The following is a 20406-nucleotide window of genomic DNA, read 5'->3' on the forward strand; positions in this document are numbered from 1 at the left end:
TGTTTCGCGACCACTCAGTCTTGCCGGCGCGTTTTCGGAACGCCGACCCGAAATTGTTTACTCCGGCTAAGCTGACCTGGTCCGAAGGTAAACTGACATCTGCATAATAGGCTGAAACACGTGAGCACAGACGGTGCGTGCCGATGCTCACGGCCACCCGCGCGCATGCGCATGGCTATCGAATGCCCAACCGGTTGGGCGAGGATAGGGGACTTGCACTTTGCGTGCCGCGAACGTCACACCCGTTGCCGTTATCGGGATGGCCTGCCGGCTCCCCGGCGGGATCGATTCCCCCCAACGCCTCTGGGAGGCGCTGCTGCGCGGTGACGACCTCGTCGGCGAAATTCCCGCCGACCGGTGGGATGCGGACCTGTTCTACGACCCCGAGCCCGGCGTACCCGGCCGATCGGTAACCCGGTGGGGGGCGTTCCTCGACGATGTCGGCGGCTTCGACTGCGACTTCTTCGGGATGACCGAGCGCGAGGCCACCGCGATCGACCCGCAACACCGCCTGCTGCTGGAGACGTCCTGGGACGCCATCGAGCACGCCGGCCTGGATCCCGCGTCCCTGATCCATTCGCAGACCGGGGTATTCGTCGGCCTGACGCACGGCGACTACGAATTGCTGTCCGCCGACTGCGGCGCGGCCGAAGGGCCGTACGGATTCACCGGCACCAGCAACAGCTTCGCGTCCGGGCGCGTGGCCTACGCCCTCGGCCTGCGCGGCCCGGCCGTCACGGTGGACACGGCGTGTTCGTCGGGGCTGATGGCCGTCCACCAGGCGTGCGGCAGCCTCGGCAGCGGCGAATCCGACCTCACCCTGGCCGGTGGCGTCGTGGTGACCCTGGAACCGCGCAAGTCCGTTTCGGGCTCGCTGCAGGGCATGCTGTCCCCGAGCGGCCGCTGCCACGCCTTCGATGTCCGCGCCGACGGCTTCGTGTCCGGCGAGGGCTGCGTGATGCTGCTGCTCAAGCGGCTCGACGACGCGCAGCGCGACGTCGAGCGCATCCTGGCGGTACTGCGCGGCACCGCGGCCAATCAGGACGGCCGCACCGTGAACATCGCGGCGCCCTCGGAAACGGCTCAGGTCGCCGTGTACCGGAAGGCCCTGGAAATCGCGGACGTCGACGCGGCCACGGTCGGCCTGGTCGAGGCGCACGGCACCGGCACCCCCGTCGGCGATCCGATCGAATTCGCCAGCCTGGCCGCCGTATACGGCACCGGCGGCCCCTGCGCCCTGGGATCGGTGAAGACCAACTTCGGCCACCTGCAGTCGGCGTCCGGGCCGCTGGGACTGATGAAGGCGATCCTCGCGCTGCGGCACGCCGTGGTGCCGCAGAACCTGCACTTCACCCGGCTCCCCGACGAGATGGCCCGGCTCAAGACGGATCTTTTTGTGCCGCAGAGCAATACGCCGTGGCCCAGCAACGGCCCCCACCCGCGACGCGCCGCGGTGTCGTCGTACGGGATGTCGGGCACCAACGTGCACGCCATCCTGGAACAGGCCCCCGAACAGGCGCCGGCGCAGGCTCCTGATGAGCCGGCCGGGTCCCCGCTGCTGTTTCCCCTGTCGGCCACCTCCGCCGAGCAGCTGCGTGTCACGGCCGCCCGGCTGGCCGACTGGCTGGACGAGCACGGCGCCGTTGACGGCGAAAGTGGCGCCGGCCTATGGGATCTGGGCTACACGCTGTCGCGCCGGCGCGCGCACCGGCCGGTGCGGACCGTGGTCTCGGCGAACAGCTTCGGCGAGTTGCGCGCCGAGCTGCGCGCGGTCGCCGACAGCGACATCCCGTACCAGCCCGCGGTGGGGCAAGGCGACCGCGGACCGGTGTGGGTGTTCTCCGGCCAGGGTTCGCAATGGCCGGGAATGGGCGCCGAACTGCTGGCCAAGGAGCCGGTGTTCGCCGCGACCATCGCGGCCATCGAGCCGTTGATCGCCGCGGAATCCGGCTTTTCCGTGACCGAGGCCCTGTCCGGGCCGCAGACGGTGACCGGCATCGACAAGGTGCAGCCGACGATCTTCGCGATGCAGGTCGCGCTCGCCGAGACGATGAAGTCCTACGGGGTGCGTCCCGGGGCCGTCATCGGGCATTCGCTCGGCGAATCCGCGGCGGCCGTCGTCGCCGGCGGGTTGTCGGTGGCCGACGGTGTGCGCGTCATCTGCCGACGCTCGAGGCTGATGGCGCGGATCGCGGGCAGCGGTGCGATGGCATCGGTGGAACTGCCGGGACAGCAAGTGTTGTCCGAACTTTCGATTCGCGGCGTCTCCGACGTGGTGCTCTCGGTGGTCGCGTCGCCGACATCGACCGTCGTCGGCGGTGACACCCAGACCATCCGCGATCTGGTCGCGGCCTGGCAGGAGCAGGACGTGATGGCGCGCGAGGTGGCCGTGGACGTCGCCTCGCATTCACCGCAGGTGGAACCGATCCTCGACGAGCTGGTCGACGCCCTCGCCGAGCTGCGACCGACGGCGCCCGAGGTTCCGTACTATTCCGCGACACTGTGGAATCCGCGCGAACGGCCGTCGTTCACCGGCGAATACTGGGCCGAAAACCTGCGCTACACCGTGCGATTCGCGGCCGCGGTGCAGGCGGCACTCAAGGATGGGTTCCGCGTCTTCGGTGAGCTGGCGCCGCATCCGCTGCTGACGCACGCCGTCGAGCAGAACGCCGGCAGCCTGGACATGCCCATCGCCGCCCTGGCGGCCATGCGACGACGCGAGCCGGGGGTACCACCCGCATGCGGGGGAGAGCTGCCGTTCGGCCTGCGCCGCTTCGTCGCCGACGTGCACAGCGCCGGCGCGCAGGTCGACTTCGCCGTCCAGTACCCGACCGGGCGATTGGTGGACGCCCCGCTGCCGACGTGGACCCACCGCCGGTTGATGCTCAGCCGCGAGGCAAAGGAGCAGGCGCACGGCGCCTCGGTCCAGGCCGTGCACCCCTTGCTCGGTGCGCACGTGCACCTGCAGGAGGAACCCGAGCGCCACGTCTGGCAGGGCGAGATCGGCACCGACGCCCACCCGTGGCTTGCGGATCACCAAATCCACGGTGTCGCGGCGTTTCCCGGTGCCGCCTATTGCGAGATGGCGCTCGCGGCCGCGCGTGCGGCCCTCGGTGACGGCGCCGAGGTCCGCGACGTCGCGTTCTTGCGGACGCTGTTGCTGGGTGACGAGACGCTGGCGTCGGCGGCCGCGACGGTCGCCGCACCCGGTGTTCTCGACTTCACCGTGGACACCCACGGGGAGGGCGAACGCATCCGCCGGGCGAGCGCGGTCCTGCATGTCGACGCGGGAGCCGACGCGGATTCGGCCGAGTCGCAGCTGCCGCCCGCGCACGACCTGGACACGCTGATCGCCAACCACCCGACGCGCATGGGCGGTGCGGAATTGCGAAAGGCGTTCGACGCCGTGGGAATTCACTACGGCCCGGCGTTTTCTGGCCTGGCCGCCGTGCTGGTTCCCGACGGGGAGATCACTACGGTGCTTGCCGAAGTGGCACTGCCCGGCGCCATTCGCTCGCAGCAGTCGGCCTACGCCGCGCACCCGGCTCTGCTCGACGCGTGCTTCCAGTCGGTCGTCGTCTCACCGCAGGTGCAGCAGGCCGGCGCCGGCGGCCTGCTATTGCCGGTCGGTGTGCGCAGGCTGCGTAACTATCACTCGACGCGCAACGCGCACTACTGTCTCACCCGGGTCACGTCCGCCCGGCCCGGCGAATGCGAAGCAGACCTCGACGTGCTGGACCAATCCGGAACGGTGCTGTTGACCGTCGAGGGACTGCGGCTGTCCGGCGGCACGTCCGAACGCGAACACGCCCACCGGCTGCTCAACGAGCGGCTGTTGACGATCGATTGGGAGCCCCGGGAGCTGCCCGAGGCCGCGCACGGCGAGAGCGGCTCGTGGGTGCTGCTCAACGCGTCCGACGATCGCGACCCGCTGCCGGCGCGGCTTGCCGAGGTACTGAATTCCGATGGCGCGCACTGCACCACGGTGCCGGTTCCCCTCGGGACCGTGGACACCGCATGGCTGCGGACGCTACTGTCCGGCGGCGGCGCGACCGCCTCCAACGGTAACGGCCCGCTGAAGGGGCTGACCGGCGTCGTCGTGGTGACCGCGGGATCCGCTGGCGCCGTGGGCGATCCGCACGCGCAGCGGCGCGGCCGGGATCACGTGTCGCATCTCGCGGCCATCGCCCGCGAGCTCTCGGAGCTGCCGGGGGAGTCGCCGCGGTTGTACGTGGTGACCCGCAACGCCGCGAGCGTGGCCGCCGGTGATGTGGTGAACCTGACGCAGGCCGGGCTGCGCGGACTGATGCGGGTGATCGACTCCGAGCATCCGCATCTGAGCGCCACCCAGATCGATGTGGACGACTCGACCGATACCGAACAGGTTGCGCTGCAACTGAAAAGCGGCTCGGAGGAAGACGAGACGGCCTGGCGCGGCGGCCAGTGGTACGCCGCGCGCCTGCGGCCCGGTCCGCTTCGCCCGTCCGAGCGGCGCACCACCGTCGTCAATCACGAGCGCGACGGCATGCGCCTGCAGATCCGCACTCCCGGTGACCTCGAATCGCTGGAGTTCGCCGCGTTCGACCGGGTGGCGCCCGGGCCGGGGGAGATCGAGGTGGCGGTGGCCTCGTCGACCATCAACTTCGCGGATGTGCTTGTCGCCTTTGGGCGTTACCCCACATTCGAGGGCTACCAGCAGCAGTTGGGCGGCGACTTCGCCGGCGTGGTGACCGCCGTCGGCCCGGACGTCTCCGAGCACAAGGTCGGCGACCCCGTCGGCGGAATATCCCGCAACGGATGCTGGGGCACATTCGTCATCGCCGACGCCCGGCACGCGGTCACGCTGCCGCCCGAGGTGCCGCTGGAAGACGCGGCCGCGGTGCCGACCGCGTCCGCGACCGCGTGGTACGGACTGCACGATCTGGCGCGCATCGCACCGACCGACAAGGTGCTCATCCATTCCGGGACCGGTGGCGTCGGGCAGGCGGCCATCGCGATCGCCCGGGCCGTGGGCTGTGAGATCTTCGCGACCGCGGGCAGCCCGCAGCGCCGGCAACTGCTGCACGACATGGGTATTGAGCACGTCTATGACTCGCGCAGCACGGAATTCGCCGACCAGATCCGCCGTGACACCGACGGGTACGGCGTCGACGTGGTGCTCAACTCGCTGCCCGGCGCCGCGCAACGGGCGGGGATCGAATTGCTGGCCTTAGGCGGACGCTTCGTCGAGTTGGGCAAGCGGGACATCTACGGCGACAGCCATCTGGGCCTGTTCCCGTTCCGGCGCAACCTCTCGCTGTTCGCCGTCGACCTCGCGCTGCTGACTTTCAGCCACCCGCACACGGTTCGGCGCCTGTTGAGCACCGTGTATCAGCGCACCGCCGCCGGTGAACTTCCCTTGCCGCGCACCACGCACTATCCGATTCACGACGCGGCCGCCGCGGTGCGTCTGGTCGCCGGCGCGGGACACACCGGCAAGGTGGTGCTGCAGGTGCCGCGGGCGGGAAGCAGTGTGGCCGCCGTGCCGCCGGACAAGGTGCGGCCGTTCCGCGCCGACGGCGCCTACATCATCACCGGCGGACTCGGCGGCCTGGGTTTGTTCCTGGCCGGCAGGATGGCTTCTCGTCACGCCGCGGCGGGCTGCGGACGGATCGTGCTCAACTCCCGCTCGCAACCCAACGAGCAGGCGCGCGACGTCATCGAGCGGCTTCGGGCCGCGGGGGCAGACATCGCGGTGGAGTGCGGTGACATCGCCGAGCCGCAGACGGCCGAGCGGTTGGTGGCGTGCGCCACGGCCACCGGGCTGCCGGTGCGGGGCGTGCTGCACGCCGCCGCGGTCGTGGCGGACGCCACGCTGGCGAATGTCACCGACGAGCTCATCGACCGGTGCTGGGCGCCAAAGGTTTACGGCGCGTGGAACCTGCATCAAGCACTGCGGGAAACCGGGCAGCCGCTGGACTGGTTCTGCGCCTTCTCGTCGGCCGCCGCGCTGGTGGGGTCGCCTGGGCAGGGCGCCTACGCCGCGGCCAACAGCTGGCTGGACGCGTTCGCGTATTGGCGCCGCGCCCAAGGTCTTCCGGCCACCTCGATCGCCTGGGGCGCGTGGTCCGAGGTAGGCCGCGCCACCGCCCTGGCCGAGGACGCCGGCATCGCGATCACGCCGGCCGAGGGTTTCCGCGCCTTCGAAACGCTGCTGCGCTACGACCGCCCGTATTCGGGCTACGCGCCGATCGTGGGGACGCCATGGTTGACGTCCTTCGCACAACGCAGCCGCTTCGCCGAAGCGTTCGGCTCGCTGGGCCAAGGCAAACCGGACACCGGCAAGTTCCTCGCCGAGCTGCAGGCGCTGCCGCGCGAGGAATGGCCGTCGGCCATCCGCCGGCTGGTCTCCGGTCAGATCAGCCTATTGCTCCGGCGCACAATCGATCCGGATCGGCCGCTGTCCGACTACGGCCTGGATTCGCTGGGGAACCTGGAGCTGCGGACCCGCATCGAAACCGAAACGGGTGTGCGCGTCAGCCCCACCAAGATCACCACCGTTCGCGGTTTGGCCGACCACCTGTGCGAGGAGCTGGCCGACCTGGAAGCCGCGCCGACAGCATCCTGACCCGCAAAGGCGCCGGACCGTAAATAAAATTGCGTCGGCGTTTACCGTCGCGCCGCGTCACATCCCCCGCCACGCGATTGCCGTCCGGGTTCCGGAACGGCCTGGATGCGGCAGGGTCAGCGGGTAGCCCAGCAACGGAAAAACCCCCGTAAGTTGGCCATCTTTACTTGTGGGCTGGTTCTAATCCGGATTCGTTGCTAAACAATATGGTGAAGGTGTGTGGCCAGGATCGATGCGGCAAAGTTGCCGCGCGGAAGCTGGGCATCGGTGTCGGCGGGTGAACAATCCGGCGCACGCGTCCATGCGCGGCTGAAACGTTGTGAACAGGAGCTGGCAATGTCGAACAACATCACCTGGCACGAACACCAGATAAGCCGCACCGAACGGGAAAGACTCAACGGTCACAAGGGGTGCGTCATCTGGTTCACCGGCCTGAGCGGCAGCGGCAAGAGCACGGTGGCCAACGTCGTCGAGCAGAAGCTCTACGAGCGGGGCATCCGCAGCTACCTGCTGGACGGGGACAACGTCCGCTATGGACTCAATGCCGGCCCCGACCTTCTCGAGGAGCGCCACGGGCCCGAGTTCGCGAAACGGTTCGGCCTGGGATTCTCCGCCCAGGATCGCGAGGAGAACATCCGCCGTATCGGCGCGGTCGCGAAGCTGTTCTGCGAGTCCGGCACCATCGCGCTGACGGCGTTCATCAGCCCCTACGTGCGTGATCGTGACGCCATCCGGGCCACCCTGAACGACGGCGATTTCCAGGAGATCTTCATCGACACCCCGATTGAGATCTGCGAGCAGCGCGACCCGAAGGGCCTCTACAAGAAAGCCCGCGCCGGCGAGATCAAAGGGTTCACCGGAATCGACGATCCCTATGAGGCCCCGGCACAGCCCGAGCTGCGGCTCGAAGGCGGCAACAAGGACGCGGACACGTTGGCCGAGGAAGTGATCGCCCATCTCGAGCGGGCGGGCGTCATCTCGGCCACGGTCCGGCCAGACGCTTAGCGGAGGGGTCCGGCAGTGACGGCGTCGGGAGCCGTCCACGGGCAAGCGCTGATTACCGAAACGAGGTCACTTTCATGAGCTACCAAGGCCATAACGGAAAGCCGATCGTGGAACGGGTCTCCACGGAGAATGCGGCGGGCCAGATCGAAGGGTTGCCGCGCATCCCGATCCCGAAAGCCACCGCGCACGAGGTGATCAGCCTGTCCTACGGGTTCTTCACCCCGCTGACCGGGTTCATGAGCCGGCGTGAAGTCGATGGCACGCTGGACAACTTCCAGCTGCCGGACGGCACGCTGTGGAGCATCCCGATCGTGTTCGACCTTTCCGCGGAAGACATCGAAAGGTACGGGGTGAAGGAGGGCGAACGCGTCGTCCTCGAATATCTCGATGCCCCGATGGCGATCTTCGAGGTCTCCGAGATCTACGAATACGACCTGCAGCGGATGGCCGAAAAGACCTACGGCACCACCGATCCCCGGCACCCGGGCGTCAAGAAGACGCTGGCGTACGCGAATCGGTTCGTCGGCGGCGACATCACGCTCATCAACGAGCCGGTGTTCAACGAACCCTTCAAGAGCTTCTGGCTCACGCCGCGGCAGCACAAGGATGCGCTGGCGAAAAAGAACTGGACGCGCGCCGTCGCCCATCAAACCCGCAACGTCCCGCACACCGGCCACGAAGCCCTGATGAAGCAGGCATGGCTGGCCGCGAACGAGGACCAGCCTGTCGACAACCTGAACACCGGCGTGCTGGTCAATGCCATCATCGGCCAGAAGCGCGTCGGCGACTACATCGACGAGGCAATCCTGTTGGCGCAAAACGAGTTGCGGACCAGTGGGTATTTCCGCGAGGACGTCCACCTGGTGTCGTTCACGCTGTGGGACATGCGCTACGCCGGGCCGCGCGAGGCCATCTTCCACGCGATCCTGCGGACGAACCTCGGCTGTACGCATCACATGTTCGGGCGAGACCACGCCGGCGTCGGCGATTTCTACCACCCCTACGATTCCCAGAACATCCTCAAGGAACACCGCGGCGAGCTGGGCATCAAACCGGTGTTCCTGCGCGAGAACTGGTACTGCCCGGTGTGCCAGGAGGTCACCAACTCGGCCCTGTGCGGTCACGACGACCAGTCACAAAGCTTCAGCGGCAGCCTGATTCGCAGCATCCTGACCGACGAGGTCAAGCCGACCCAAAAGGTGATGCGGCACGAGGTCTTCGAGGTCGTGATGGACAGCGCCGCCAAGTACGGCCAGGGTTCGCCGTTCGTCACCGAGGATTATCTGAAAGACAGATTGCCGGTCTTTACGCTGAACCAGTTGGAGAACTCATGAGCAACGGCGAGAAGAAGATCAAGGTCAACGTCTGGATCAACGAGGAACGGCTGGAAGCGCTGGCGAATGCCGGAATGGCGGACCTGGCGATCGAGGCGTTCGCCGGCATGAAGCTGCTCGAGATCTACACCACCGACGAGCAGAAAGACATTCTGCTGCAGCGCTTTCCCGGGGCTAAGTATGACTCGGCCACCACTCGCTCGATCGAGTTGTTGCCGAAGCAGGCCAAGGACAGGCTGCTCGAACTGTCCATCAAGATGCACTCCACCGGCCCCGACGTGGTGGGTCACTTCCTGGAGGAAGCCCAGGCGGCGAACAGCCAATAGGGCTAAGCGTCCAGCCGGGTGAACTGCCGGCGGCGGTACTGCTCGACGCATGCGGCCCGCCGGATCTTGCCGCTGGTGGTGGTGGGAATCGATCCCGGTGCCACCAGCACCAGATCGGCGACGTTGAGCCCGTGCGCGTTCGATATCGCCGCGGTGACGTCGTTCTTGACGGTGTCGAGGTTGCGCTTCGCGTCCGCGTCGGAATCGCCGCGCCTCTTCAATTCGATGATGGTGACCAGCTTTTCGGTCTCGTCCACGGGAACCGAGATGGCCGCGACCCGGCCGCCGGTGACCCGCTGCACCGTCGACTCGATGTCCTCGGGATAGTGGTTGCGCCCGTAGACGATCAGCAGATCCTTCATCCGGCCCACGATGAACATCTCGTCCTCGCAGATGAAACCGAGGTCGCCGGTGCGCAGCCACGGTCCCACGGGCGTGCCGGGCGACGGGTCGGCCAGGACGCCGCCGAAGGTGCGCCGCGTCTCCTCCGGCTTCTGCCAGTAGCCGTCGGTGACGTTCTCGCCGCTGACCCAGATTTCGCCGACCGTCCCGGCCGGGCACAGGGTCCTGGTGTCCGGATCGACGATCCGCACCGCCGGCGCCGTCGGCGTGCCGTAACTCAGCAGCGGTGAGCCGGTCTCTGCCGAGCACCGCTGCGCCCTGCCCTGCGACAGTTGCTCGGGTTCGAAGTGGACGACGTGCGGGGCGCCGCCGCCGGCGCGGCTGGCCACGAAGACGGTGGCCTCGGCCAACCCGTAGGAGGGCTGCATCATGTGTTCGCGAAAGTTATACGGCGCGAACCGTTTACAGAACCGGTCGAGCGTGGCGGGATGGATCCGTTCGGCGCCGCTGACGATGCTGATTACGTTGCCCAGGTCGACTCCGGCCAGGTCGTCCTCGGTGGTCTTGCGGACGGCGAGCTCGAAGGCGAAGTTCGGCGCCGCGGAGAACACCGGATCGGTCTGGGACATCGCGTGGATCCAGCGCGCCGGGCGCTGCAGGAACGCGACCGGGCTCGTCACATCGCCCAGGTAGCCGCCCAGGATCGGGGCGATGACGCCCTGCATCAACCCCATGTCGTGGTAGAAGGGCAGCCACGACACGCAGACGGTGTCGCGCGGGGCCAGCCCGTGGAAGCCGGGAAAGTACGCGGCCATCAGTTGCTGGAAATTCACGTGCAGGTTGCGGTGCGAAACCATGACGCCGGCCGGAAGGCGCGTGGAGCCCGACGTGTACTGCAGGTAGGCGATGCTCGGGGCGCCGCTGATCCGGATGCTCGACGAGTCCGGCTGGTCCAGGTCCAGCGCGTCGACGGCGATGACGGCCGCGGGCGACTCCGGCCGTTGCAGGTAGTCGTTGACGGTCGCGGCGGCCGCGGACGTGGTGAGGACGACGGTGGGTGTGGTGTCCGCCAGGACGGCGGCGACGCGCTCGTCGTGCGAGCCCGGCTGCGGAACCGAGAGCGGGACCGCGATCAGCCCGGCCTGGATCGCGCCCAGGAACGCCACAATGTAGGGAAGGCCCTGGGGGGCAAGGATGACCGCGCGGTCCCCGGTGCTGCCATGCCGCTTGACCTCGTGCGCAACGTTCAGGGTTCGCTGGTACAGCTGCGCCCACGTTAGCGTCTCGGTGACGCCGGCCCAGTCCTGCTCGTAATCGGTATACCGGAACGCCACGTCGTCGGGTTGCAGACCGGCGCGTTCCCGCAGCAGGGAGACGACCGACGAACTTTGCATGCGGGTTAGGGTACCGCTTCTGGGTTTTCGCGCATGCCGGCCGCCGTGTCCGGGAACGCGAGCGGGTCAACGACTTTCCAGCACCCGCAATCCCAGCGAAAACAGCAGCCGCACCTCGGGATCGGCAAGCGACGCCGACAACGATTTCTCGATCCGTCGCACCCGGTAGCGAACCGTATTCGGATGCACCCGCAACGCTTGTGCGGCCGCGGCGATATCGCCGAAGGCGTCCAGATAGACCCGCAGCGTCTCGGCAAGCACCGGCTCGTCGTCGCGCAGCGCCACGATCCGCGGGTCGATCAATCGCTCGTCGCTGCCGACCAGGGTCACGATCTCGTCGAGCAGCACGGTGGTGCGCGCTTCGGCCAGCGACGTCACCTGTCCGAACGAAATCGGGTGCCGCTCAGCGCTGTCCAGCACGCGGTCCACCTCGATGCGCGCCGCGGCAATCCCGGACAGGCCGGCGACGGGTGCGGCGATGGCCGCCCGTAGCTGCACCCCGAGTTCTGCGCGCATCGCGCCGATGGTGCCGCGCACCCACGAGGTGACCGACCGGTTGCGCGTCTGGGGGAGGAGCACATACGTGCGCGCGCCGTTCGAGGCGACCTGGGCGTCGGCGCGAAAAGCGCTGGCGCTCAGCGCGATAACATCGGCGAGCCGACCGTGACCGGGTGAGCCGTCGGCCGCGTCCCAACCGATCAGCGCCGCGTCGCCGTCGGCGGCCAGGCCCAGTTCACCGGCAACCGCGGCGACGTCGACGTGCGCAAGGGTCTCGGCATCGGCGAGGCCGAGGAGTTGCTGCACCCGCCGGGCATGCGTGGACGGCCGGGCCGCCAGCCGCGACATGATGCGGGCGGCCAGCACGGCGGCACCCCGCAACATCTCCTCGGCGTCGTCGGCCAGCGGTTGCGAGCCTTGTTGCACCCAGATGGTTCCGGCGAACACCGGCGGCCGCCGCGCGTCCGGTGCCGGCCGGTGGATGCCGACGGCCAGTCGCGGGCGCAGCCCCAGCTCGGGCCGCTCGGCGACGCGGACGACGTCGCCGCTCGACCGCAACGCGTCGAAGATGCCCCATTGGCCGATCCACTCGAGATGTTCGGGCGGGCCGGCCCTGCCCAGGATGGACAGGCGGCGCAGCTCGTCGGCTTCGTCGTTGGAGGCGGAATAGGCCAGCACGTGCGATTGGGCGTTTTCGATGCTGACCATGCCGTGGATGCGGTCGGCGAGCGACTGCGCCAACCCGAACAGGTCGGTGCCCGAGTCGTCCGTCGCATCCGCGCGGTCCCCGTGATGCTCGAGGACGTGGTTGACCAGCTGGTAGAGCCGCTCCCAGCGGGCCCGCGGGTCGGCGGCCACCACGGCGGAGCCGGCCGCAACGGCCTTGGCCACCAACGCATTCGACGGCTCTTTGACGAAGATGGCCACCGGTACGCGCTCGCGCGCCTGCTTGTCCACCCACCGCAGCGCCTCGTGGTCGGCGACCCCGAGAAGGAAGAAGACATCGGCCGAGCCCGCCGCGGCCGCCAGCCCGAGCCGCACGTCGTCGGAGTCGATCAGTGCCGCGGACCCCACCGGCAGGTCCAGGCCGCGGGGCGCGTCGACCAGGCTCACCAGGGTTGCGTCCAGCGCGAGTAGCAGCTGTCCCAGCCCGACGCCGGCCATGTTGTCGGATTTTACTACGGATACTGGCCCGTATTGTCCGATCGGCTAATTAACTGCGGGTCCGCCGCGAGGATCCTTGCAGGATGGACGCCATAACCCAGGTCCCGATGCCGGCCAACGAGCCGGTCCACGACTATGCGCCACACTCGCCGGAACGCGCCCGGCTCCGGACCGAACTGGCCGCGCTGACCGATGGCCCGATCGACCTGCCGCATGTCATCGGCGGCACCCATCGGATGGGCGACGGCGAGCGCATCGACGTCGTCCAGCCGCACCGGCACGCCGCGAAGCTGGGCACATTGACCAACGCCGGGCACGCGGACGCGACGGCGGCGATCGAGGCCGCGATGGCCGCGAAACGCGCATGGGCCGCACTGCCCTTCGACGAGCGGGCGGCGGTGTTCCTGCGCGCCGCCGACCTGCTGGCCGGACCGTGGCGGGAGAAGATCGCCGCCGCGACGATGCTCGGCCAGTCCAAGTCGGTCTATCAGGCCGAGATCGACTCGCCGTGCGAGCAGATCGACTTCTGGCGATTCAACGTGGCGTTCGCGCGTCAGATCCTGGCGCAGCAGCCGATCAGCGGGCCGGGGGAGTGGAACCGCAGCGAGTACCGCCCGCTGGACGGCTTCGTCTACGCGATCACGCCGTTCAACTTCACCTCGATCGCAGGCAACCTGCCGACGGCGCCCGCGTTGATGGGCAACACGGTGGTATGGAAGCCGTCGATCACCCAGACGCTGTCGGCGTATCTGACCATGCAGCTGCTCGAGGCCGCGGGGCTGCCGCCCGGGGTGATCAACCTGGTCACCGGCGACGGCTTCGGCGTCTCCGATGTGGCACTGGCCGATCCGAGGCTGGCGGGCATCCACTTCACCGGGTCGACGGCCACCTTCCAACAGCTGTGGCAGCAGGTGGGCGCCAATATCGGCCGCTACCACAGCTATCCGCGACTGGTCGGCGAGACCGGCGGCAAGGACTTCGTCGTCGCCCACGCCTCGGCACGCCCGGAGGTGTTGTGCACGGCGCTGATTCGCGGCGCGTTCGACTACCAGGGCCAGAAATGCTCTGCCGCGTCGCGGGCCTTCGTCGCACAGTCGGTGTGGCGCCGCATGGGTGACGACTTCCTGGGGAAGGCCGCCGCGCTGCGCTACGGCGACGTGACCGACCTGACCAATTACGGGGGAGCGCTGATCGACCGGCGCGCCTTCATCAAGAACGTCGATGCCATCGAGCGGGCCAAGGGCGCACCGCACGTCACCATCGCCGTCGGTGGCGAATACGACGACAGCGAAGGCTATTTCGTGCGGCCCACGGTGTTGCTGTCCGATGACCCGACCGACGAGTCGTTCGCGACGGAATACTTCGGCCCGCTGCTGTCGGTGCACGTGTACCCAGACGACGATTACGAGCGAATCCTCGACGTCGTCGACACGGGGTCGCGGTACGCGCTGACGGGCGCGGTCATCGCCGACGACCGCGACGCCGTGCTGACCGCACAGGAACGGTTGCGGTTCGCCGCCGGGAACTTCTACGTCAACGACAAGCCGACCGGCGCGGTCGTCGGGCGTCAGCCGTTCGGGGGATCGCGCGGCTCGGGCACCAATGACAAGGCCGGATCGATGCTGAACATGTTGCGCTGGACGTCGGCTCGCACCATCAAGGAGACCTTCATCCCGGCAACCGACCACAGCTATCCGCACATGGGCGCCGAGTGATGGCCGGACTGTTCGCCACCACCCTGCGCCCGGCGATCCTGGCCGCGAGCCGCCGCGAAGGCCTGCGCCGCACCGCCGAACGGCTGAAGGTGACCCGTAAGGTGGTGCACCGGTTCGTACCCGGGGAGACCATCGATTCCGTGGCGAATAGCGTGGCGGTCCTTCGTGATTCGGGCCGACTCATCAGCATCGACTATCTGGGCGAGGACGTCGCCAACGCCGACGACGCTGACGCGGTGGTGCGGACCTACCTGAATCTGATCGACACGTTCGGCGAGCCCGGCGGGGCGGGCGACGGCGTCCGGCCGCTGGAAGTCTCGGTCAAGCTGTCGGCGCTGGGGCAGTCGCTGGAGCGGGACGGACACAAGATCGCGCGGGAGAACGCATGGTCGGTCTGCGACGCCGCCCAGCGTGCCGGCGTGTGGGTGACGGTGGACGCCGAGAATCACACCACCACCGATTCGACGCTGCGCATCGTGCGCGACCTGCGCGCCGAATTCCCTTGGCTGGGCCTGGTTTTGCAGGCGTATCTGCGGCGCACCCTGGAGGACTGCGAGGAATTCGCCGGCTCCGGCGCCCGGGTCCGGCTGTGCAAGGGCGCCTACGACGAACCGGTCTCGCTGGCCTATCGCGAGCCGACCGAGGTCACCGACTCTTATCTGGCATGTCTTCGGGTGCTGATGGCCGGGTCCGGCTACCCGATGGTCGCATCCCACGACCCGCAGATCATCGCCGCGGTGCCCGAGATGGTGCGCGAATCGGGCCGCCGCGGCGGTGAATTCGAATACCAGATGCTCTATGGCATCCGCGACGACGAGCAGCGGCGTCTCGCCGCGGCCGGCAACCGGGTGCGGGTGTACGTCCCGTTCGGCACCCAGTGGTACGGCTACTTCATGCGGCGGCTGGCCGAACGCCCGGCGAACCTGACATTTTTCCTGCGGGCGCTGGCGGAACGCGGCCACTGAGTGTGCGGCAGTGGCTTTGAGTGTGCGCTCAGGGCGGCGACACGCCGATAATCCCGCCCTGGAGGCACACTCAACGCCGCGGTCGCACACTCAACGCCGCCGCGGGCGATCGCTGGCGAAGCCGCGCACCACGTGGGCGCGAACGAATTCCGCCGCCACGTCCGGATCGTCCATGTCCAGCGTCGAGGACGGCGTGCTGAACAGCGAGAACAGGATGCGTGCGAACCATTCACCGGCGGCCTCGATGTCGAGGTCCTTGCGCACCTCGCCCGTGAGCCGGGCGGCGGACAGGTAGGGGGCGAAGAACTCGACGCATTCGCGCAGCAGCACGCCGGCGTCCTTGGTCAGCAGCAGGCTGATGGCATCCTCGTCAAAGTACTTCTCCGAGGCGATGACCCGGCGCGCCTGCGTGACGAATACCGCTGCAGCACAGAGCTTGTCCTCGAGGGTACTGCTCGGATCCATCGCCTTGGTCATTTCGCGGTAGAACTGCTGCGACGCGTGTTCGGCACAGGCCTCGACGATGGACGCCTTGTCGGAGAAGTATTCGTAGATGGTGCTGCGGGAAACCCCGGCCCGTCTGGCGATGTCGACGATGGTCGCCTTCTGCAGCCCCTGCTTGCCGAAACACGCGAACGCCGACTCCACGATCAGCTCGCGGGTGTCGGTCATTTGGCTGTCTGCAGAAGTCTGAGTCACGGAACTCCTCAGTCCGCCGGTGCGAGGATCAGGCCACTGGTCGGCACGCCGGTTCCCGACGTCACCAGCACGTGCTCGACGTTGTCGACCTGGTTGTAGGAGGTGCCCCGCACCTGGCGTACCCCCTCGGTGATGCCGTTCATGCCGTGGATGTAGGCCTCGCCTAGCAGGCCGCCGTTGGTGTTGATCGGGAAGTCCCCACCCAGCGACAGCCGTTCGACGGTGGCGAAGTCCTTGGCCTCCCCGCGCCCGCAGAAGCCAAGCTCCTCGAGCTGGGCGAACACGAACGGCGTGAAATGGTCGTAGATGAAGGCGGTTTGGATGTCCTGTGGCTTGAGCCCCGAGTCACGCCACAGCTGCCGGCCCACCACGCCCATCTCCGGCAGCCCGGTGATCTCGTCGCGGTAGTAGCTCGTCATCATCTCCCCGTTGTGGGCCGCTCCCTGCGCGGCCGCGGTGATGATGGCCGGCGGCTGGCGCAGGTCGCGGGCGCGCTCGGCGCTGGTGACGACGAGCGCGACGCCGCCGTCGCTTTCTTGGCAGCAATCCAGCAGGCGCAGCACCGGTTCGACGATCCAGCGCGAATTCTGGTGGTCTTCCAACGTGATCGGGCGTTCATAGAACCAGGCATCGGGGTTGGTCGCCGCGTGCTTGCGATCTACCACCGCGACCCGGCCGAAGTCCTCGTTGGTGACGCCGTACGTCGACATGTAGCGCTGGGCGTGCATCGCGACCCAGGCCGCGGGCGTGAGCAGCCCGAACGGCGCGTAATGCGCCATGAACAAGGGCGTTTCGGCCATGCTGCGGCCGCTGCCGCCGAACCTGAAGCCGGACCGTTCGTTGAAAGCTCGCCAGCACACCACCACGTCGGCGACACCGGTGGCGACGGCCATTGCCGCGTGCACGACGGTGCCGGCGGCCGCGCCGCCGCCGTGGTGCACGCGAGAGAAGAAGCTCAGGTCGCCGATGCCCACGTTGCGCGCGATGTCGATCTCATCGCTGGAATCCATGGTGAACGTGACCATGCCGTCGACGTCAGCGGGTGCCAGGCCGGCGTCGTCGAGTGCGGCGCTGACCGCCTCGCACGCCAATTGCAGCTCGCTGCGCCCGGATTCCTTCGAGAACTCCGTCTGGCCGATCCCGACGATGGCCGCGGCGCCCGGCAGCGTCCGGTTCATGCCTGGGACCCGTCGAGCAGGCTGAGCACCGCGGTGCCGGACACGTGGTCGCCCAGGCTGTTGGCGCCGGCGAAGGTCACCTCGACGAAGTTCTCGCCGTCCGATCCTCCGGTCTTGCCGGTGACGCTGCCGGTGAACCGCAGCGGGTCGTCCGGGAAGCACGGCACGCCAAGGCGAATCGACAGGTTCTTCACCATCGCCTCGGGTCCGGCCCAGTCGGTGAGGAAGCGCACGCAGTAGCCGTTGGTGGTCAGGATGTTCATGAACAGGTTGGGCGAGCCCTGCTGTTTGGCGTAGTCGCGGTCGTGGTGCACCGGCATAAAGTCGCGGCTGGCGATCGCGCCGGCGACGATCATCGTTGTGGTGATCGGGATTTCGAGCGGCGTGACCTCGTCGCCCTCCGTGATGTCCTGCCATCGCAGGGTGCGGTTGGCGGTCGTCGTCATTCGTGTCCTTCCGAATAGGTTGCGTCAAGGCAAGTAAGCTGGGTCCAAGCGGGTCCGCGCGAAAAAGCTGAAATCCATTACAGCGCCAGGCCGCTGGGCCGGAATTGGTGCAACACCAGGCCATCGTCGAACGACTGGTAGTAGACCTCCACGGGCAGTCCTGGCGTCACATCGGACGGATCGATTGCGGTCAGGTTGGACACCAAACGGACACCCTCTTCAAGTTCGACCAGAACGACGACGTAGGGGTATTCGAAGAACGGGAACTTGGGCTCGTGCGGCATCACATAGCTGTAAACGGTGCCGCGGCCTGACGACTCGATCGTCTCCCAGTGCAGCGAACGGCAGTGCGGGCACATCGGGCGGGGCGGGTGCCGCAACTGCCCGCAGCCTCCGCAGCGCTGGATCAGAAGTTTGTTCTTTCGCAACCCATTCCAAAAGAACTCGGTGTCGGCGGTGATCGCCGGCGCGAGACGGGTCGCCATCAGCTCGCCGGCCTGAATCGCAGCACCCGGAATCGCTGCCGTCCTAACACTGCACCGTTCTGGTCGGTGTAGGTGGTCAGCCAGGTCAGAAAGAAGCCGGTGCCCAGCGCGGTCTTCTTCTCGTCGGAGACCGACTCGTAGACCGTAGTCGCGCTGATCACGTCGCCCAGCCGCGGGTAGCGCTCGATCTCGAACTCCGAATTGGTTGCCACCGTGCTGGTGTAGCCCGCCTCGTCAAGAAATGCCGTTGGGTTGCTTTGGATCTCGACGGGCGCCCCGCCGCGTTCGCCGATGCCCTCGAGCTTAGGTGACGGCATGGTCCAGGATTGCAGCATCACCGGTGGCGACACGATGCCGCCGAACCGTGACGAGGCGGCGAACTCCGGGTCGATATAGACCGGGTTCATGTCGGCCATCGCGTACGCCCAGTGCCGGATCATCGGCTGGTTCACCGGGTCCGGTGCGAGCGAAGGTTTTCCGGTGCCGCCGGTCGGTTGCCCGACCAGGGCCCGCACCTTGGCGCTGACGGTTTCTGAGTCGGTCACGTAACAAAGCCCCTCTCGCAGGACACCTAATCCGACAGATTGATGCGATCTGTCATGCGAGTCGTGTGTACTCTGCGCCGTCACGCGCTGTCAATACGACGGCAAAGCATGGCAAGAGCGAGGAATTCGCGCGACTGATGATTGACGGCGGCAGCTGCGGCGAGTACACCAAGTGATCAGATGACCGGAGGATGCAGATGGCCGATTCACCCGCACTTGTCCAGACCTATCAGCTCTACATCGGGGGTAACTGGGTCGAGCCGCAAGACGGCCGGTACGACGACATCTCCCCGTCCACCGAAGCCGTGATCGCCACCGCGCCCGATGCGAGCGTCGCGCAGGTCGGTGACGCGATCGGTGCCGCACGGCGCGCCTTCGACAGCGGGCCGTGGGGCACGATGAGCGCCGAGCAGCGCGCTACGTGCCTGAACCAGCTGGGCGAGGCGCTGACCAAGCACGCCGACGACTTCTTCGCGCTCTCCCAGGCGGAGTGGGGCTGCATTGCCAACGAGCGCATGATGCAGATCGACGGTGCCGGGTTCATGTCGATGCATGCCGCCGGGCTCGCCACCCAGCTGACCGATCAAGAGGTCACCGGACTAAGCGCCGGAACCACGTTGTTGCGGCATGCGCCGCTGGGTGTGGTCTCGGTTCTGACGCCATGGAACTTTCCGCACTGCCTCAACGTCATGAAGCTGAATCACGCTCTGGCGGCGGGGAATACCGTCGTGCTCAAGCCGTCCCCGCTGACCCCGCTGGCTGGGCTGGCGCTCGCGCGGATCATCGACGAGCACACCGACATCCCGCCCGGTGTGGTCAATGTCGTCACCCCGTCCAGCGTGGACGCGGCCAAGCTGCTCACAACCGATCCGCGGATCGACATGGTGAGCTTCACCGGCAGTTCGGTCGTGGGCCGGCAGGTGATGTCTGCCGCCGGTGACACGATGAAGCGGATCCTTCTCGAGTTGGGTGGCAAGTCGGCGAGCATCGTCCTCGACGACACCGAGATCACCGACGAGATGCTGCAGCAGATGCTCTTCGCGAGCTGTTCGCTGCACGCCGGGCAGGCCTGCATCCTGCACAGCCGGCTGCTGCTGCCCGATTCGCTGCATGACGACGTCGTCGACCGGCTCGCCGCACTGGCCCGTGACGTCAAGGTCGGCGATCCGTTCGATCCCGAGGTGCAGATGGGCCCGCTGATCAGTGCGGCGCAACGGGATCGGGTCGAGGCCCACATCGCCGCCGCGCTCCAGGAGGGAGCCAAGCTGGTGACCGGCGGCCGTCGTCCGGCCGGCCTGGACGTCGGCTTCTACGTCGAACCGACGATCCTCTCCGGCGTCGAACCGAATTCGACTATCGCGCAAGAGGAAGTGTTCGGTCCGGTGTTGGCGGTGCTGCGCTACCGCGACGTGGACGACGCGATCGCGATCGCGAACAACTCGCAGTACGGGCTCTCCGGCGCGGTCTGGAGTGGCGATGTAGATCGCGCGGTGGGTGTGGCGCGCCGCATCCGGACCGGCCAGATCGCCGTCAACGGCGTCAGCCCCGGCGGCGCGCCGTTCGGTGGCTTCAAACTCAGCGGGCTGGGCCGCGAGGGCGGTGGCATCGGCGGACTCCATCAATACATGGAGCCGATGGCCATCGGGGTTCCCGCGTAAGGCGACCGCCCCCGGGCGTACTCGGAATCGCTTTGAGGCGCGTCA

Annotated in this window: 14 protein-coding genes; 7 read left to right on the forward strand and 7 right to left on the reverse strand. The window is 67.7% G+C overall.

Annotation, left to right across the window (positions count from 1 at the left end; all coding sequences use genetic code 11):
• The first annotated feature begins 220 nt into the window (after positions 1-220).
• The 4 genes from pks2 to A5732_RS24225 all read left to right on the forward strand — a co-directional run bounded on the left by pks2 (position 221) and on the right by A5732_RS24225 (position 9272).
• Positions 221-6607 carry a sulfolipid-1 biosynthesis phthioceranic/hydroxyphthioceranic acid synthase gene (pks2, locus tag A5732_RS24210; protein WP_076103508.1) on the forward strand — a complete coding sequence of 2129 codons (6387 nt, stop codon included), beginning with the start codon at positions 221-223 and terminating at the stop codon, positions 6605-6607.
• 336 nt (positions 6608-6943) lie between these two features.
• Positions 6944-7612, forward strand: a complete 669-nt coding sequence (gene cysC, locus A5732_RS24215) for an adenylyl-sulfate kinase (protein WP_065053445.1) — start codon at positions 6944-6946, stop codon at positions 7610-7612.
• A 74-nt stretch (positions 7613-7686) separates the two neighbouring features.
• Positions 7687-8946 carry a sulfate adenylyltransferase gene (gene sat, locus A5732_RS24220; protein ID WP_076103509.1) on the forward strand — a complete coding sequence of 420 codons (1260 nt, stop codon included), beginning with the start codon at positions 7687-7689 and terminating at the stop codon, positions 8944-8946.
• Entirely contained in the window at positions 8943-9272 is a 330-nt protein-coding gene (locus A5732_RS24225) for a DUF6955 family protein (RefSeq protein WP_076056025.1), read from the forward strand. The genes sat and A5732_RS24225 overlap by 4 nt, the downstream gene beginning before the upstream one ends.
• 2 nt (positions 9273-9274) lie before the next feature.
• Here A5732_RS24225 and fadD21 read toward each other — a convergent pair whose 3' ends face one another.
• Together fadD21 and A5732_RS24235 are read right to left on the reverse strand one after the other, a co-directional pair.
• On the reverse strand, positions 9275-11008 hold the full coding sequence (gene fadD21 / locus A5732_RS24230) for a fatty-acid--AMP ligase FAAL21/FadD21 (RefSeq protein ID WP_076103510.1): 1734 nt from the start codon (positions 11006-11008) through the stop codon (positions 9275-9277).
• 66 nt (positions 11009-11074) lie between these two features.
• A complete protein-coding gene (locus tag A5732_RS24235) occupies positions 11075-12670 on the reverse strand; it encodes a PucR family transcriptional regulator (RefSeq protein WP_076056028.1) in 1596 nt (531 codons plus the stop codon).
• A gap of 83 nt (positions 12671-12753) precedes the next feature.
• Here A5732_RS24235 and pruA point away from each other — a divergent pair, with 83 nt between their 5' ends.
• Positions 12754-14385, forward strand: a complete 1632-nt coding sequence (gene pruA / locus A5732_RS24240) for an L-glutamate gamma-semialdehyde dehydrogenase (RefSeq protein ID WP_076103511.1) — start codon at positions 12754-12756, stop codon at positions 14383-14385.
• The gene (locus tag A5732_RS24245) at positions 14385-15350 is read left to right on the forward strand and encodes a proline dehydrogenase family protein (RefSeq protein WP_076103512.1); all 966 of its coding nucleotides are present in this window, start codon (positions 14385-14387) and stop codon (positions 15348-15350) included. The genes pruA and A5732_RS24245 overlap by 1 nt, the downstream gene beginning before the upstream one ends.
• 90 nt (positions 15351-15440) lie before the next feature.
• Here the strand turns inward: A5732_RS24245 and A5732_RS24250 are convergent, their stop codons facing one another.
• The 5 genes from A5732_RS24250 to A5732_RS24270 all read right to left on the reverse strand — a co-directional run bounded on the left by A5732_RS24250 (position 15441) and on the right by A5732_RS24270 (position 18703).
• Complete coding sequence (locus A5732_RS24250; protein WP_076103513.1) at positions 15441-16022, reverse strand: TetR/AcrR family transcriptional regulator; 582 nt, start codon at positions 16020-16022, stop codon at positions 15441-15443.
• Positions 16023-16057: 35 nt separating this feature from the next.
• Complete coding sequence (locus A5732_RS24255; protein WP_076103514.1) at positions 16058-17227, reverse strand: lipid-transfer protein; 1170 nt, start codon at positions 17225-17227, stop codon at positions 16058-16060.
• Positions 17224-17673: a MaoC family dehydratase gene (locus tag A5732_RS24260; protein WP_076103515.1), complete on the reverse strand. Its 450-nt coding sequence runs from the start codon at positions 17671-17673 to the stop codon at positions 17224-17226. The genes A5732_RS24255 and A5732_RS24260 overlap by 4 nt, the downstream gene beginning before the upstream one ends.
• 77 nt (positions 17674-17750) lie before the next feature.
• The gene (locus tag A5732_RS24265; RefSeq protein WP_076103516.1) at positions 17751-18158 is read right to left on the reverse strand and encodes a Zn-ribbon domain-containing OB-fold protein; all 408 of its coding nucleotides are present in this window, start codon (positions 18156-18158) and stop codon (positions 17751-17753) included.
• Complete coding sequence (locus tag A5732_RS24270; protein ID WP_076103517.1) at positions 18158-18703, reverse strand: FAS1-like dehydratase domain-containing protein; 546 nt, start codon at positions 18701-18703, stop codon at positions 18158-18160. The genes A5732_RS24265 and A5732_RS24270 overlap by 1 nt, the downstream gene beginning before the upstream one ends.
• A 197-nt stretch (positions 18704-18900) precedes the next feature.
• Between A5732_RS24270 and A5732_RS24275 the strand changes: the two genes are divergently transcribed.
• On the forward strand, positions 18901-20361 hold the full coding sequence (locus A5732_RS24275) for an aldehyde dehydrogenase family protein (protein ID WP_076056091.1): 1461 nt from the start codon (positions 18901-18903) through the stop codon (positions 20359-20361).
• Positions 20362-20406: the final 45 nt, after the last annotated feature.

The sequence above is a fragment of the Mycobacterium colombiense genome (genome assembly GCF_001953985.1).
Lineage (GTDB): Bacteria > Actinomycetota > Actinomycetes > Mycobacteriales > Mycobacteriaceae > Mycobacterium > Mycobacterium colombiense_B.